The following is a 14,045-nucleotide window of genomic DNA, read 5'->3' on the forward strand; positions in this document are numbered from 1 at the left end:
GATGCGTTGGGCAGCCGTCTGCGCGATGATGGGGCTGGCAATCTTTTCAAGTTCAGCGATAGCCGCCGAAGTCGAACTTCTCGATCTCCCGGGCGACCTCGAAATTATCAGCATCAAGGGCGAGATCACCGATGGCGCCACCGATCGGTTCCACGAGCTGGTAGAGAAAAAGGAGCGGATATCCGTCGTTCTTCAAAGTCCGGGTGGCCTGATCAAGGAAGCCCTGCAGATCGGCGCAGAAATCCCGCTCCGAAATTCTCGACAACGGTTTTCGCCGACGGCGAATGCTACTCCGCCTGCGGCCTGATCTGAGTATCCGGTGCCAGGCGTTACATGTCGCCAGATTCAAAGATTGGCTTCCAGGCAGCTTTCCGCAGCCGTCGCCGCCCGCACGATGGCAGCGAACCATTCTTTCTCGTGTGTGAACGCCTGTAAGCGCTCATCCGACCCCCTCGATTCCGGCCCTGCTCAGCCTGGCCTGACCATGCGAAGAATCCTCTGATTTGGACGGAGGTGACTGCATGGATAGAGACGGCAAAATGGGCGTCCAATTGGACGCCTCAAGCGACGGCTATGCCGGTCGGCTGGAGGTGATCGAGGGCCCGACGGGCCGGCGGCGACGCACGGACGCCGAGAACGCGCTGCATTCCCGGTCATCAGACAACGGCCCAGGCCTGGAACCGCTTTCGGCCGGTGATTTCGCGCAGATTGAGCGCACCTACAAGATCCTGCGCACCCTGCCGGCTGACCTCCAGTTCCTTCTGGACCATGGCCGTCGACACCAGCGGCCGCGCCAGGACCAAGTCTATCAGCCGCGGCAGTTGCGAGTTCGTCCGCCGCGACCGCAAGCGCCGCTCCAGCTGGCACCGCGCCAGCACCAGCCGGTCATGTTCTTTCAGCCCGGCCGATGCCGCCGCGTGGATGGTCTCGAGGACAGCGAGCAGCCGCACACTTTTCTCACGGGCGCGCCGCCGGTCCCTTTGGATAGCGCGCAAGCCGACAGAGAGACTGGCGAGATGGTTGGCGGTCGTGCCGGTCTGACGCAGCAGGGCCGCGGCCAAAAGCGGCCCGAGCCATGGCGCGTGCTGCAAGACCTCGATCTCGGTCCAGGCGTCGATAAGCAACGCGACGCGCAGCACGGCGGGCAGGTCGATTGTTGCCTGCAGCACTGCCTGCCATTCAACCAGCCGTGCATCCTCATCCCAGTCGAGGTCGTAGACCAGCGCCGGCCGGTCGTTCGCGATCGGCCTTTTTGGACCGGCCTCGATGCCGGCGAGCACCTTTGTCGATCGGGCGAGCAAGGCGTCGATTTCGGCGAACTCGTGCGCCAACGCGTCCTGCTCGGCCGACGACCCCCCCTCATCGACGCCCTCTTCAGAAGGCCAGGCACCCTCGCCGTCGCGGCCTTTTTGCGCCGGCTCCGCAGCTGCGCCGCCGCGGCCAGTCAGCGCCAAAAGCCCGTCGCGGCCGAGCGCCCAGTTCGGCTTGTTCGCAAAAATGTGGCGGCGGGCGCGCAGCACCGCATGTGCCCGGGTGAGCTCATGGGTCGGGGTGCGGATGTCCATATGGGCGTCGTGCAGGACGAGATCCTCAAGGTGCACGAGCTCGCCCTCGATCCACAGCGCGGCGGCGGCATCTGCAAAGTTCTGGCGTTCGACAAAGCCGTCGCGGACGGGCGAGCGGGCCAGCCGCTCGTCGAGGCGGGTCAGTGCCGCGGTTGTGGCTTTTACTTGCGGATTTCAATCCTGCGAATGTCATATCCGCGTTGGCTTTGGGTGGTATTGCGCGACTGATTTCTCGCTAAGAATTTCAATCATGGGGTGCCGCCTTGCAGAAGCTGGTGCAAAAGGGGCCTTCGGCCGCGTCCCGAACTGCGACCGACGACCACTGGTCGCAGGCGCGGCGGATAGCGAGCGAACTCGACAAGGTCCTCGATGGTTCCGCGCCGCGCCGATCGGCGATTGCTCGCGTAGCGGCTGAGCTGCAGTTGTCGACCCGTCAGATCTACAATCTCCTGGCGCGCTATCGTGACGACCGAACAGTAACGGTGCTCTTGCCGAAAACGGGCAACACACGCCGGAAGCGGTTGCCGTCGAAGATCGAGGAAATCATTGCTGCGACATTGCGCGAGCAGTGGCTTGTTCTGGAAGCGCCGCCGCTTGCCCCTGTCGTCGCCGAAATCCGCGCGCGTTGCGAGGAGGCCGGCCTTCGACCGCCGTCCTACATTGCCGCCGCGCGCCGCATCCCGGCTTTGTTCACGCCGGAAGAGATTGCCAAGGGGCGGTCAGCCAACCCGAAGCACCTTCGTCGCCTCAAGCCGCGGCCGGGCTATATCCATGCCCCGCGCCCGCTCGACGTCTGTCAGATCGATCACACGCCGACCGACATCAACTTCGTCGAGGTGGTCGACGGTGCCGGCATTTTCGTCGGCCGCGCCTACCTGACCATCCTCACCGACGTGTTCTCGCGCTGCATTCTGGGTTTCTGCCTGTCCCTGGAAAAGCCGTCTTCCCTCTCCGTCGCACTCTGTCTTGCGCACGCAATGTGCCCGAAGGAGCAGTGGATGGCCGCACGCGGCCTTGACCATGACTGGCCAATGCTCGGCCGACCACGCCGACTCGTCACGGACTCGGCCAAGGAGTTCAAGGGGCGGGCGTTTCAGCGCGGCTGCGAGGAATACGGCATCGGCATCCGATATCGTGACCGCGGCCGCGTCCATCAGGGTGGTGTGGTCGAGCGTCTGCTGGGCAAGCTCAATGCCGTGCTTGCTACGCACCCGGGATCGACCGGACGATCGGTGGCCGACCGTGACGAATATCCGTCCGAGAAACGTGCTTGCCTGAGCTTTGCCGATCTCGAGCGTTGCGTCGCGCTTGCTGTCGTCGATCACAATCTCCAGGAGAACGCCAAGACGCTAAAAGTGCCGCTTACCGAGTGGCAGGCACACGCGGTGGATAATCCGCGCTTCAATTACGACGCGCATGACGTCCTGCTGACGTTTCTGCCGGGTGCCGAACGGCGCCTGACGCCGCAAGGCATCAGCATGTTTGCCCTGTTCTATTACGCGCCATGGCTCGGTTCGTTCGTTCCCGAACGCGACCGGTTGGGCAAGCTGGAGATTCGTTACGATCCGCGCGACATCAGTCATGTCTATGTCCGCGACCCCGCAGGTGTCGCCTTTCGCTCGGTCCGGCGCCGTGACGGGATTTTGACGCCGGTCACCCTGTGGGAGCACGAAAGCGACCGCGCCAACCGCCGGATGGCGAATGCCCGGTCGAATGTCGAGAAGGTCCAGCTCCGCCGTGAGATTGCGTCCGTTGCCGGAACCGCCAAGCACAAGAAGACGGAATTGCGCAACGCCGTTCGCGCTGGCCATGCGGCGGGAGCTTCCAAGCCTTATGAGGCAATGGCGCCGGTGCCGCCGGCCCCGGTGGAGCACCCGGTGCGTCAAAAGCGGCGGCTGCCGATCGAAGAATGGTAGCGCGTGAATGGCCGATCATCTTCTCGACCATGTACGGCCCTATCTCGATGGAAACATCGAGGAGCGGATCGCCTTCATCCGCTCGCCGCGCTGGATCGGCCATCACGCGGCGCTGGACGCTCATGAGCGGTTGGCCGACTTGCTTTCCCGTCCGGCTGCACTGCGCACCGGCGGCCTGATGCTGATTGGTCCTTACGCCAACGGCAAGACGATGGTCGCCGAGCGATTCGCAATCGAGCATTTGAGGATGTCTCCGACGCAACGGGTCTGGATCGTGCAAACCCACGAGGGCGCGGGGCTTGCCCATTTCTATGCCAGCGTCCTTCAGGCGCTGAAAGCGCCGATCGGCAACGTCCGCAATGTGGTCGGAAGGCTGCGCAACTCGATCACTTGCTCGCCAGCCTCGCGCCCCGAATCCTGATCTTCGACGAATTCCACAACGCGTTACGCGGCCGCACCCGCGACGTCGAGGCGATCTTCGCCTTCCTGCGTCGGCTTGGCCGGATTCACGACATCTCGCCGGTGCTGATCGGTGAGGTCGCCGTCTATGACTTTATCAATGCGACCGATGAAATGGCGAGCCGGTTCGAGCTGTGCGCGGTCCCGCGGTGGCGCTATGGCGAAGAATATCTGGCGCTCCTCGACAGTCTCGAGGCGGCCCTGCCGCTCGCCAAAAGCTCCGACCTGTCGGAGGAAGAGATGGCGCGCAAGATCTTTTCGCTCTCGGAGGGCCTGATCGGCGAGGTCGTCGCCATCCTCACCAAGGCGGCGGCGGTCGCCGTCCGATCCGGCGCCGAGTGCATCTCGATGGCGATGATCGATCGGTTAGGCCACATTCCACTCTCGGCCCGTCGTCAGGCGCCGGTGCGCGAAGCCCTGCTATAGCGGCTATGACCGGCACGGCCGAGTTCGCGATCGAAGTGCAGTCGCACTACCGGGAGATTCATTCCGACCGCTGGCCAGTCGTGGTCGTGCCGCAAGCGGATGAGCTGCTATCGAGCTGGCTCAATCGCCTGGCGTTCGCCAATGGCATCGCACCGCGCCATTTTGCCGACGTTTTCGGGATAGACGGCGGCATGTGGTCGGCGCGGCTCGATCTTGCGCTGCCGGATGGCGCGGCGCGCCTGCTTCATCACTATTCCGGAGTTGCGCGAGACACTTTGGCTGCAATGACCCTTGCGCAGGATGAGCGCACGCGCCTCCTGCTACCACTGCGCCAGACCGGCCACCGAGGGCGCTCGACCTGGCTGCAATTCTGCCCTCAGTGCCTCACCTCCGATTTGGCGCCTTACTTCCGCCGGCGGTGGCGGATGGCGAGCAGTATCTCCTGCCCGATGCACGGCTGCGGGCTGCGTGACCGGTGTCCGTCTTGCGGCAGCGGCACTGCAGCATTTAATCAATCGGGCCTTATTCCGCAGCATCATTGCGCCACTTGCCATTTCGACCTGAGAACAGCCGCGAAAGTCAGCGTGAAAGCGGCAACGCGGCGTTTCGAGCGCTGCCTTCATGACATGCTCCGCATGGAGGCCGCCAAGGGCTTTCTCGCAAAGAGTTCGCTGATCGCGCGACTCCTCAGCCTTCCGACGGCCGTTGATCCCGGCTCGGCCAGGACGCTGATCAACCTATCTTCAGCCGCGCGCATCCGCTGTTTCGACCAAATAGCAGAAGAATGTCACGATCATCTGACGGCCGGGACGGAGGCTTTCGAAATCATCTTCTGGCGTCAGCGCATTCTCGCCGCCGGTAGCCTTGCTGCAGCCTTGCAACCGCTCTGCCAGTGGATGCGCAAGCGTGTCATGATCGAGGACGAAGCTCCCCAAAGGACGATTGATATCCAGGGCGTCGATCTTTCTGCCCTGATTGGCGCTTATCGACGTGTTAGAGAACGGCAGTTAGGTGGTCATGGTACCAGAGCATATCGGCCTGTTGGAGGCCGAGCTGACATATCTGGCGTTTGATTGACAGACAGTGGTTCAGGCTGTGTCGAAATGCGATTTTGAAAGAGACGATGAGATTGACCGTATCCGTGCCCGCCTGGAATCGCTGGCTGCGGAGCGACGAGCCCTTGAAGCAAGACTTGTCGAGCTTGATCAGCCACAGGCACTGCTCCCCTTGGCGGACCTGTCCGCGCCTTTCGCCGAAGCCGCGCCGGTCACCAATGCGTCAACGGCGGTAGACAAAATTGCTCTGTTCCGCCGCCTATTTGCTGGCCGATCGGACGTGCATCCGGTCCGCTGGGAAAACAGGAAGGCGGGGCGGTCGGGCTATGCGCCGGCCTGCGCCAATGAGTGGGTGAAGGGAATCTGCGGCAAGCCGCGGGTAAAATGTGGCGAATGTCCACGTCAGGCCTTCATTCCGGTCTCCGACGACGTAATTGAAAACCATCTGCGTGGCGCGACCGGGTCGCGACGCGGCTCCGAGAACTTCGTTGCCGGGGTCTACCCGCTGCTGCTCGACGAAACCTGCTGGTTCCTGGCGGCTGATTTCGACGGCGAGAGTTGGTCCGCGGATGCAATCGCCATGATGGAAACTTGCGATGCCAAGGGCATTGATTCCGCGCTCGAGCGGTCGCGGTCCGGCAATGGCGGGCATCTCTGGATTTTCTTCTCCGAACCGATCCCGGCGCGCACCGCGCGACAGCTCGGCTCCCTCCTCGTGACCGAGACCATGGAGCGACGCCCGGAAATCGGCGTTGCTTCTTACGACCGCTTCTTTCCAAGCCAGGACACCATGCCTATTGGCGGATTCGGGAACCTCATCGCCCTTCCGCTGCAGCGGCGCGCGCGGGAACAGGGCAACAGCGTCTTTGTCGATCGAGATCTGCGTCCCTATGCCGACCAGTGGGCGTTCCTGTCGTCATTGCCGCTTCTGCCCGCCGACGCGGTGAGCCGCTTGGTAGACGAGGCGGAGATGCGGGGCCGCGTGCTCGGCGTGCGATTGCCGGTCGAGGACGAAGCAGCGGATGAGCCCTGGCGGATGACGCCTTCCAGGCGTGCTCCGATCGTAGTCACCGAGCCGCTGCCAGACCGAATCAAGATCGTGCTCGCGGATCAGGCCTATGTCGAACGCACCGGCCTGCCCGCCACCATGGTGGCGCGGCTCATTCGGTTGGCTGCTTTCCAGAATCCGGAGTTCTATCGCGCCCAGGCCATGCGCCTGTCGACCTTCGGCAAACCCCGGATCATTTCCTGCGCGGAGGTGCATCCGAGTCATGTCGGCCTGCCGCGCGGCTGTCTGGACGAGGTGATCGGCCTGATCTGGAATCACGGCGGTGACGTCGACCTGGAGGATCGCCGGGAATCGGGAGCTTCGCTTCCCGAAGGCACACGGTTTCTCGGCGCGCTGAGGGGCAGGCAGGTCGAAGCCAATGAAGCGCTGGCGGCGCACGACTTTGGCGTGCTAGCTGCCGCCACGGCATTCGGCAAGACGGTCGTCACCGCGGCACTGATCGCGCAGCGCGCCCGCAACACGCTGATCCTCGTGCACCGCCGAGAACTGCTCGCCCAGTGGGTCGAACGTCTGAAAGCCTTCCTCGCAATTGACCCGCAGCATATCGGCGTCATTGGCGGCGGGCGCCGCAAACCGACAGGCATTATCGACATCGCGCTTATCCAGAGCCTTGTCCGGCGCGGCGAAGTTTCGGATCTGGTGGCCGACTACGGCCATCTCGTCGTAGACGAGTGCCATCATCTGTCCGCAGCAAGCTTCGAGCTGGTGGCGCGGCGCGCCAAGGCGAAATACGTCCTCGGCCTGTCGGCGACTGTCGCGCGCAAGGACGGGCACCATCCGATCATCTTCATGCAATGCGGACCGGTCCGGTATCGCGCGAGTGCGCGCCACCAGGCAATCGAAAGCACATTGAGCCACCGTGTCCTGGAACGATCGACCACATTCCAGCTTCCGCTTTCCCTTGCGAACATGGAACGCCCCTCGATGCCAGCAATCTATGCCGCGCTTGCTGTGGACGAGCCCCGCAACGATCTGATCTTCGACGACGTGCTGAAGGCGCTGGAAGCGGGGCGGTCGCCGGTCGTGCTGACCGAACGGCGGGATCATCTCGAACGCTTGCAGGCGCGATTTGCCAAGTTTGCTCGCAATCTCGTGGTCCTGCGCGGCGGCATGAAGGCTGCGGACCGCAATGCGGCCGAGGCTGCCCTTCGCGTATCGGACGATCAGGAACGGCTCATTCTGGCGACAGGCCGCTATCTCGGAGAAGGCTTTGACGACCATCGGCTCGACACGCTGTTCCTGACCATGCCGATCTCGTGGAAGGGGACGCTCGCCCAGTATGTCGGGCGCCTGCATCGCGAACATCAGGGCAAGTCCGACGTTCTCGTCTATGATTATGTCGACGGGGCCGTGCAGGTTCTGGCGCGTATGGCCGCGAAGCGGCGGACCGGATATCGGACCCTTGGCTACCGTCTGGAATAGCGTCGGTCAGGGTCTATCGACGATGTTGCCGCGTTCGTGCGACGATATGGCGGTTTGGCTCTCCAAGGCCGTCCGGCCATGCCTATGCGCCCGGGCGCAACGCTTGGAGCAGCGGCTTGAGCTTGTGCTTGCGCCGGTGTTTTTCGATAAGCTTGTCGATTCTTTCGATCCAGTCGTCGAACCGGCCCGCCGCATCATAGGCGAGCACCGCCTTTTCCAGCCACTGCGCCGCCAGTTCGTAGAATCCGGCCTGGCCCGAATCCATGACGTTGACGGCCATGCGCTCGCAGACATCGATGACCCAGTCGGGATGGCTGGCGTGCGCCGCCTCGGCGAGGCGCATAAGAACCGTATTGGACGGATTGCGCAAAACGTTCTCGACGTCGACGGACCGCACCGCCTCGTCGATCCTGCCTTCGTTCAGGAAAATCTCGGTCCGGTCGTGAGCGTGTTTCGCCGCCGCCAGCTTCGCGAGAAGGCGGGCGCGCATCGCCGTCCATTCCGGTCCGGCCAGGGTCTCGGCCGCCCGAAAATCATCGAGCGACAGACTGTGCTCGAAAGCGGCGCCCGCCGCCGTCAATGCGGGTTCTCTCCTGGCCAGCGCGGCGGCGCAATCGCGCAGCCAGCGCGCGAGACCGACAATCCCATAGGAGCGGTCCTCTTCCGCCTTCAGCGTCAGACCCCATTCGGCCAGTTCCAGCGCCTCGTCGATCTGTCCCGCCTCCTTCAAGACCTGTGAGAGCAGCAGAACCTCTTCGGCGGAGCGAAACTGTTTCCGGGCATAAGCGGCAGCTTCCGCGACACGTGCCAGCCGCACGAGCATCGCGGCATGATCGCCATGCCGTCCCGCCGCTCTGGCGAGGTTGAGAAATTCCTCCGCCCGCCCGCCGATATCGAGCACCCGCAGCCGGGCTTCCGTCAGCCGCTCCATGATCCAGTCGCCCAGGCCCGAGAGCGGCCAGGTTCGTCCCCGGCCGGCCATCACGTCCGCAAGACCGATCTCATCCCAGCCCTGTTCGAGCGCATCGATCGCGACCTGCAGATGGTCGTCGAGGCCGTAGCCGTCGAGTTCGCCCTGCCAGACATCGAGCCGCGCCATCAGGTCGTCGCGTTCGCCAGGTGCGAGATCGCTCATCAGGACCGCCTCGGCGATCAGTTGGCCGAGCACGGGAAAAAACTCGTGCAGCGTTTCGTCCCAGTCGGCCTGTTCGAGCCATGCGGGCACCAGGGCCTCGGTGACCGGCTCCAAAATGGCGAGGGCGTTGCGACCGTCACCCGCCTCGAGGAAAGGCCTCGCCTTGTCGATCAGCGCCGCGACGCCGTCCTCGTCGATCGCGGGGACATCGTCGCTCCAGCCGCGTCTTCGGGAATTGCGCCCCGACAGCAGCGCCTCAGCCTGCCGTCTGATCGGTTTCGGATCGACGGCGGTGCGACGCGCACCCGCCAAAAATCCGTCCGGCGCGCCGACGGCCAGTTCCGCCTCGAGCCAGAGCACCAAGCCCGGATCCTCCTCGGCCCGGCTGATCAGCAGCGCCGCCAGCGCCGCCCGATCGAGGTCCCGGAGCATGTCCGCGAGCGGAAGCCTTTCCACGACCTCGCCCGGCTTGGCAACAAACTTCAGGAGCACGGCGACGACATGCTTGCAGGCGCCGCCCCAGTCGTAGGGGCAGGAGCAGCGTGTCTCGATCACGCCGCGCGTGTCGGCGACGCCGCCATCGCGGAGCCTGACCGACACGACGTAAGGCGCGAATTCGCTGCCTTCGACCTGCGCGGTCAGGACATCGCCGCGGCGCACGAGTTCGGAAACAGCCCCGCTGCGAAAGTAGCTTTTGCCGCGCGCGAAGGATTCCTCGGTGGCGAGGGCACGGATCGTGTCTTCCCCGAATGGCGGTGGCGTCATGGCAGCCCCTGCTCCTCCGCCTCTGCGTCTTCGCTGACAATGCCGAGCGCGCCGGACAAGTCGGCGAGCAGTTTTGCCTTGTCGAGCAGGCCGGCGTCCTCGAGCTTCTCCATGTCGGGGAGATCGCGCAGCGTCTCGAAGCTGAAGTGGGACAGGAAGGTCTTCGTCGTCACATAGGTGTAGGGCGCCCCCGGCTGCGGCGCGCGCGGTCCGGAAGCAATGAAGCCGGCGCCGCGCAGATTGCCAATGAGGTCGCGGCTGATCTCGCGGCCGAAAAAACCGGACAGCTCGGCGCGGGTGATCGGCTGGAAATACGCCACCGTCATCAGCACCAGCGCTTCCGATTGCGACAGGTCGACGGTCTGTTCGCTGACGCCCGAAGCGGCGCGGATAGCGTCTGAAAAAGCCGGCCGGGTGCGGTGCTGCCAGCCGTCGGCGACCGCCACTAGATCGTAGGGTCGGCCGCGCAGTTCGGCGCGGATGTCGTCGATCAGAAGATCGAGATTGCAGTCGCGGCCCACCATCCGCGCAAGAACCTCCCGCGACACCGGCTGGTGGGAAGCGAAAATGACGGCCTCGACCCGCCCCATCCATTCACGCCACCGAACCTCCGGCGGCAGGTGGTCGAGATCTCGGTCAAGCAACAGTCGTTGCCCATCCCCATTTCCTCGGCGAGCCTTCGTCGGACGCGCCGCCATCATCACAGCCCGTAGATGCGAAAGGTGGCGCGGCCGGACAGTTCGCGCACCGCGCCGAGACCGGTCAGCCGCTCGAACAGGCGCCGCGCGCCCCATCGCGACAGATGGGGCGTCTGCAGCGAGCCGGGCACGGCGTCCTCGTCGAGAAGCAACCTGATCGCCTCCCCCGCCCCTTTCGCCCTGAGCTTGGGCGCCGCCGCGGCAAGCCGGGCGGCGTTCCGGGCGATGTCGGCGGCCAGCCGGCAGGCCTCCACCGAGGCTTGCGCGACCGCGAGGCAGACCGCCCGCTCGAACTTTTGCTCCCCCGGCCGTATTTTTGCGCCTCGTGCGCCCTCGGTGCGAAAGGCTGACGAATGCACCTGCGCCATCAGGAGCGGCACCGGCCGCGGCCAGCGCAATCTTTGCGCCAGCGACAGGTCGGCGAGCCACCAGCCCAAAAACGCCGCCTCCGGCCGCGCGGCGTGGACGTGCCCGGCGATGGCGGCGGCCATGAACGGCGCCGGCGGCGCGGACCGCAGCAGATCGTCCATGCGTTCGGGGATGGTCGCCAGCGCGCCATCCCAGCGGACCCCGAGCAAGTCGCAGATTCCGCGCAGGCCGTCGGCGTCGACCGCCGGCGAGCGTGAGGCCAGTCGTTTCCATGCCACAAAAATGGCGCCGGAGGGGCCGGGATCGTCGCCTGGGCTGCGCAGATGCCAGGCGTCGCGCAGCGCCGCCTCGTCCTCGGCGCGGCCGGCGAGGCGCACGGCGGCCGCGGCGCATTTCAACGCCTGGCGCTGGCGCCAGGCGCCGGCCCAGGGCGGTGCCGCGCGCACCAGAGTGTCGAGCGCATGCAACGCCGCGCCGGCCATGAACGCCGCCTCCGCATCGCTTGTCACCGACCCGCGCTGGGTCGCCCAGCCGGGCACGGTGGGCGGCTCGCAGGTCGATGCAATCGGCGACATGGCGGGACGAATCATGGCGTGGACGATAACGCCATCGTGCGCTTTTCGCTAGCGATCCGGTGCAAAGCGCACAGCCTGTCGCAACGCTTTTATGTCCGATAAGCTTGCCTTATCGGACGTATTCTGATAGCCTCCCAAATCATGCAAAATCCCCCGGAAAACAGGGCCATAACCGACGAACCGACCCACGACGATTTGCCCGACATCGTCGACCTTGTGCTGGAAATGGGCTCCTCACCCCCCGCCTCGCGGGCGCCGGCGCGTCTGGAAGCCCTCGTCGAGACCGCGACGGCCTACGCCAAGGCGGCCAGCTCCGACAACACGAGAGACGCTTACGCCAAGGATTGGCGGCATTTCACCAGCTGGTGCCGCCGGGAGGGATTCGATCCGATGCCGCCGTCGAGCCAGGTCATCGGCCTCTATATTGGCGCCTGCGCCGCCGGGGATCCGAGACGCGGCCTCCCCCCACTTTCTGTCGCGACGATCGAGCGGCGCCTCTCCGGTCTTGCCTGGAACTTTACCCAGCGCGGCGTGCCAATGGATCGCGCCGATCGGCATATTGCCACCGTGCTCGCCGGCATTCGCCGCAAGCACGCAAAGCCACCGCGGCAAAAAGAGGCCGTGCTCGGCGACGATCTCATCGCCATGATCGCGACGCTCGGCCATGATCTGCGCGGCCTGCGCGACCGCGCTATTTTGCTGCTTGGCTTCGCCGGCGGGCTGCGGCGCTCGGAAATCGTCGGCCTCGACGTCGCGCGCGACGACCATCTCGATGGCAACCACAGCGACGGCGCCGGCTGGATCGAGATTTTTCCTGACCAGGGCGTCCTGGTGACGCTGCGCGGCAAGACCGGCTGGCGCGAGGTCGAGGTCGGCCGCGGCGCCTCCGACCAGACCTGCCCCGTCGCTGCCCTCGAGAGCTGGATCCGCTTCGGCCGCATCGCGAGAGGCCCGCTCTTCCGGCGCATCTTCAAGGACAACAAGACCGTCGACGTCGAGCGGCTCTCCGACAAGCATGTCGCGCGCCTGGTCAAGCAGACCGCACTCGCCGCCGGCGTCCGCTCGGATCTTCCGGAAGGGGAACGGAAACTGCTGTTCTCAGGACATTCGCTGCGCGCCGGCCTTGCCTCCTCGGCCGACATCGAGGAGCGTTACGTCCAGAAGCAGCTTGGCCACGCCTCGGCCGAGATGACGCGCAAATATCAGCGGCGGCGGGATCGGTTCCGCGTCAATCTCACCAAGGCGTCTGGGCTCTGAAAGCCCCTCCCCCGCTTGAAGCCGGCTGCCGGCGTTGGTCAGGATGATGTCGCTGGCGACAGCACCTCTTCGAGCAGGGCTGTTGCAGTGGCAAGGCTATCAGCAGCCATCTCCTCGTAGTCTGGCATGATCATGAGCTGTGCAATCGTCCGTCTGACGAACTCCGGATTCAGCTCTGCAAGCCGCTCCCTTGTTCGAGCGACACGATCCGGAAATGCCCGGAGGGCTCCGACAACGCCGGCTCGATGCGATCGCGCGGCGGCTGCGATATCGAAGATGTCCCGCGGTCTGGGCTCCGCGCCTCGGTAATAAACCTTCTTGGCAATGATCTCGGGAATGGTCTCAAGCCATACCGAACGACCTTCTACCTCTCGCTTTTCGAAAGGTGTCCCGGTCAAGGCCCCGGCCACGATGAAGTCAATCTCGCCCAAGCCCTCGAACGCGAATTTCTGAAACCTCGTCCCGTCGCCGTCATATGCGGCAGGACCCGTGCTGAAGCTCAGTTGGCTCTTGGATGGGTCAATGAAGCCGAGTAGCTGAGGGTCGTCGAGGAAGATATCGACGTCGTGGCTTTCGCGATGGTTGATGTGGATCATCATCGCCGTGCCGCCGCCAAACGACCATTCGAATTCAAAACCTCCGGCCTTCTCCCGGAGCTGGTCGATCAGATCGGCAGCAATGGCGAAAAGCCGCCGCCATTCGGACGGACGACGGCTATGGACCTCGATCATCAGGCAGCGAGTTGATAGCTCTCGCCGGACCAGGCAGAGAAATGGGCCGCGAAAGCCTTCAGATCATCAACCGCTATCTGGTGCGCGGCGGCGAACTCCATCTGCTGCTCGACCGGTACTTCTCCAAGGAAGGCACTGACCTGCCCAGGATACTGCTTCGCCAGATCTAGATCCGAAAGACAATGAGCCAGCGCCACCCCGTCGAGCTGTTCGCTGTAGGGCGCGTTCACTGTCGTCAGAACCAAGGCCAGATGCTCACTCATAGTCATGCAAAATAGTCAATTCGTGGATGGGGCACAAGCTGCGAGACTCGGGCACTGCAAATGGCTCGCGAGACTCACAATCGTCCTTCCGTCGACCACAGTGACGCCTGAGCGGCCATGCGCGCGTAAACGGACGAGCTACAGACGCGCGCGGGATCGAGCGGCATTCGGCCAGCTGCGAACTGATCTTCGGAAGCACGACTCCGGCACGTCTCGCCCTTACGAAGCCGCAGGGCGAGATCGGCGGTGGCGCGATCGGTTCCGCGTCGACCTCACCAAAGGCTCTGAAGGTCCCCTCCCCGCGCTTGAAGCCGTAAGGTGTAAACGGCGGTACTGAACT

The 14,045-nt window shown here is 64.5% G+C and carries 12 protein-coding genes and 1 pseudogene; 7 read left to right on the forward strand and 6 right to left on the reverse strand.

Annotated elements, in window-relative coordinates; translation table 11 throughout:
• Nucleotide 1 precedes the first annotated feature (1 nt).
• Entirely contained in the window at nt 2–307 is a 306-nt protein-coding gene (locus tag NKJ40_RS23125) for a hypothetical protein (protein ID WP_352468043.1), read from the forward strand.
• 349 nt (nt 308–656) lie between these two features.
• Here NKJ40_RS23125 and NKJ40_RS23130 read toward each other — a convergent pair whose 3' ends face one another.
• Nucleotides 657–1,688 carry an RHE_PE00001 family protein gene (locus NKJ40_RS23130; RefSeq protein ID WP_280940438.1) on the reverse strand — a complete coding sequence of 344 codons (1,032 nt, stop codon included), beginning with the start codon at nt 1,686–1,688 and terminating at the stop codon, nt 657–659.
• Between NKJ40_RS23130 and NKJ40_RS23135 the strand changes: the two genes are divergently transcribed.
• The 5 genes and pseudogenes from NKJ40_RS23135 (at nt 1,596) to NKJ40_RS23155 (ending at nt 7,912) form a co-directional block, all read left to right on the forward strand.
• The gene (locus NKJ40_RS23135; protein WP_031195293.1) at nt 1,596–1,793 is read left to right on the forward strand and encodes a hypothetical protein; all 198 of its coding nucleotides are present in this window, start codon (nt 1,596–1,598) and stop codon (nt 1,791–1,793) included. The two genes, NKJ40_RS23130 and NKJ40_RS23135, sit on opposite strands and share 93 nt — an antisense overlap.
• 35 nt (nt 1,794–1,828) lie before the next feature.
• Nucleotides 1,829–3,481 carry a TnsB C-terminal domain-containing protein gene (locus tag NKJ40_RS23140; protein WP_023722830.1) on the forward strand — a complete coding sequence of 551 codons (1,653 nt, stop codon included), beginning with the start codon at nt 1,829–1,831 and terminating at the stop codon, nt 3,479–3,481.
• Between the two features lie 7 nt (nt 3,482–3,488).
• Nucleotides 3,489–4,366, forward strand: a pseudogene (locus NKJ40_RS23145) (TniB family NTP-binding protein).
• 5 nt (nt 4,367–4,371) lie between these two features.
• Nucleotides 4,372–5,439, forward strand: coding sequence for a TniQ family protein (locus tag NKJ40_RS23150; RefSeq protein ID WP_023722827.1), 1,068 nt, complete (start codon nt 4,372–4,374; stop codon nt 5,437–5,439).
• Between the two features lie 154 nt (nt 5,440–5,593).
• Entirely contained in the window at nt 5,594–7,912 is a 2,319-nt protein-coding gene (locus NKJ40_RS23155; protein ID WP_352468044.1) for a TOTE conflict system archaeo-eukaryotic primase domain-containing protein, read from the forward strand.
• Between the two features lie 82 nt (nt 7,913–7,994).
• On the opposite strand, the gene NKJ40_RS23160 is transcribed toward NKJ40_RS23155, so the two are convergent.
• Genes NKJ40_RS23160 through NKJ40_RS23170 form a run of 3 tightly spaced genes read right to left on the reverse strand, consistent with a single transcriptional unit; the run spans nt 7,995 to nt 11,469 of the window.
• Complete coding sequence (locus NKJ40_RS23160; protein ID WP_023722825.1) at nt 7,995–9,812, reverse strand: SWIM zinc finger family protein; 1,818 nt, start codon at nt 9,810–9,812, stop codon at nt 7,995–7,997.
• Entirely contained in the window at nt 9,809–10,510 is a 702-nt protein-coding gene (gene scpB, locus NKJ40_RS23165; RefSeq protein WP_051409785.1) for an SMC-Scp complex subunit ScpB, read from the reverse strand. Before scpB ends, NKJ40_RS23160 begins: the two co-directional genes overlap by 4 nt.
• Nucleotides 10,511–10,512: 2 nt before the next feature.
• On the reverse strand, nt 10,513–11,469 hold the full coding sequence (locus NKJ40_RS23170; protein ID WP_352468045.1) for a DUF1403 family protein: 957 nt from the start codon (nt 11,467–11,469) through the stop codon (nt 10,513–10,515).
• 126 nt (nt 11,470–11,595) lie between these two features.
• Here NKJ40_RS23170 and NKJ40_RS23175 point away from each other — a divergent pair, with 126 nt between their 5' ends.
• Entirely contained in the window at nt 11,596–12,711 is a 1,116-nt protein-coding gene (locus tag NKJ40_RS23175) for a tyrosine-type recombinase/integrase (protein WP_023723132.1), read from the forward strand.
• A gap of 38 nt (nt 12,712–12,749) precedes the next feature.
• On the opposite strand, the gene NKJ40_RS23180 is transcribed toward NKJ40_RS23175, so the two are convergent.
• Nucleotides 12,750–13,442 (reverse strand): nucleotidyl transferase AbiEii/AbiGii toxin family protein, encoded by a 693-nt coding sequence (locus tag NKJ40_RS23180; RefSeq protein WP_023723131.1) that lies wholly within the window; start codon nt 13,440–13,442, stop codon nt 12,750–12,752.
• On the reverse strand, nt 13,442–13,711 hold the full coding sequence (locus tag NKJ40_RS23185) for a hypothetical protein (RefSeq protein ID WP_023723130.1): 270 nt from the start codon (nt 13,709–13,711) through the stop codon (nt 13,442–13,444). Before NKJ40_RS23185 ends, NKJ40_RS23180 begins: the two co-directional genes overlap by 1 nt.
• Nucleotides 13,712–14,045: the final 334 nt, after the last annotated feature.

Origin of the sequence: Mesorhizobium sp. M0119, from assembly GCF_040322615.1 — a bacterium.
Taxonomy (GTDB): Bacteria; Pseudomonadota; Alphaproteobacteria; order Rhizobiales; family Rhizobiaceae; genus Mesorhizobium.

Excerpts from the sequence above, each read along its gene's own strand:
- NKJ40_RS23125 (WP_352468043.1), top strand. The coding sequence starts at position 2 with ATGCGTTGGGCAGCCGTCTGCGCGATGATGGGGCTGGCAATCTTTTCA.
- NKJ40_RS23150 (WP_023722827.1), top strand. The coding sequence starts at position 4,372 with ATGACCGGCACGGCCGAGTTCGCGATCGAAGTGCAGTCGCACTACCGG.
- NKJ40_RS23160 (WP_023722825.1), bottom strand. The coding sequence starts at position 9,812 with ATGACGCCACCGCCATTCGGGGAAGACACGATCCGTGCCCTCGCCACC.
- scpB (WP_051409785.1), bottom strand. The coding sequence starts at position 10,510 with ATGGCGGCGCGTCCGACGAAGGCTCGCCGAGGAAATGGGGATGGGCAA.
- NKJ40_RS23170 (WP_352468045.1), bottom strand. The coding sequence starts at position 11,469 with ATGATTCGTCCCGCCATGTCGCCGATTGCATCGACCTGCGAGCCGCCC.
- NKJ40_RS23175 (WP_023723132.1), top strand. The coding sequence starts at position 11,596 with ATGCAAAATCCCCCGGAAAACAGGGCCATAACCGACGAACCGACCCAC.
- NKJ40_RS23180 (WP_023723131.1), bottom strand. The coding sequence starts at position 13,442 with ATGATCGAGGTCCATAGCCGTCGTCCGTCCGAATGGCGGCGGCTTTTC.
- NKJ40_RS23185 (WP_023723130.1), bottom strand. The coding sequence starts at position 13,711 with ATGACTATGAGTGAGCATCTGGCCTTGGTTCTGACGACAGTGAACGCG.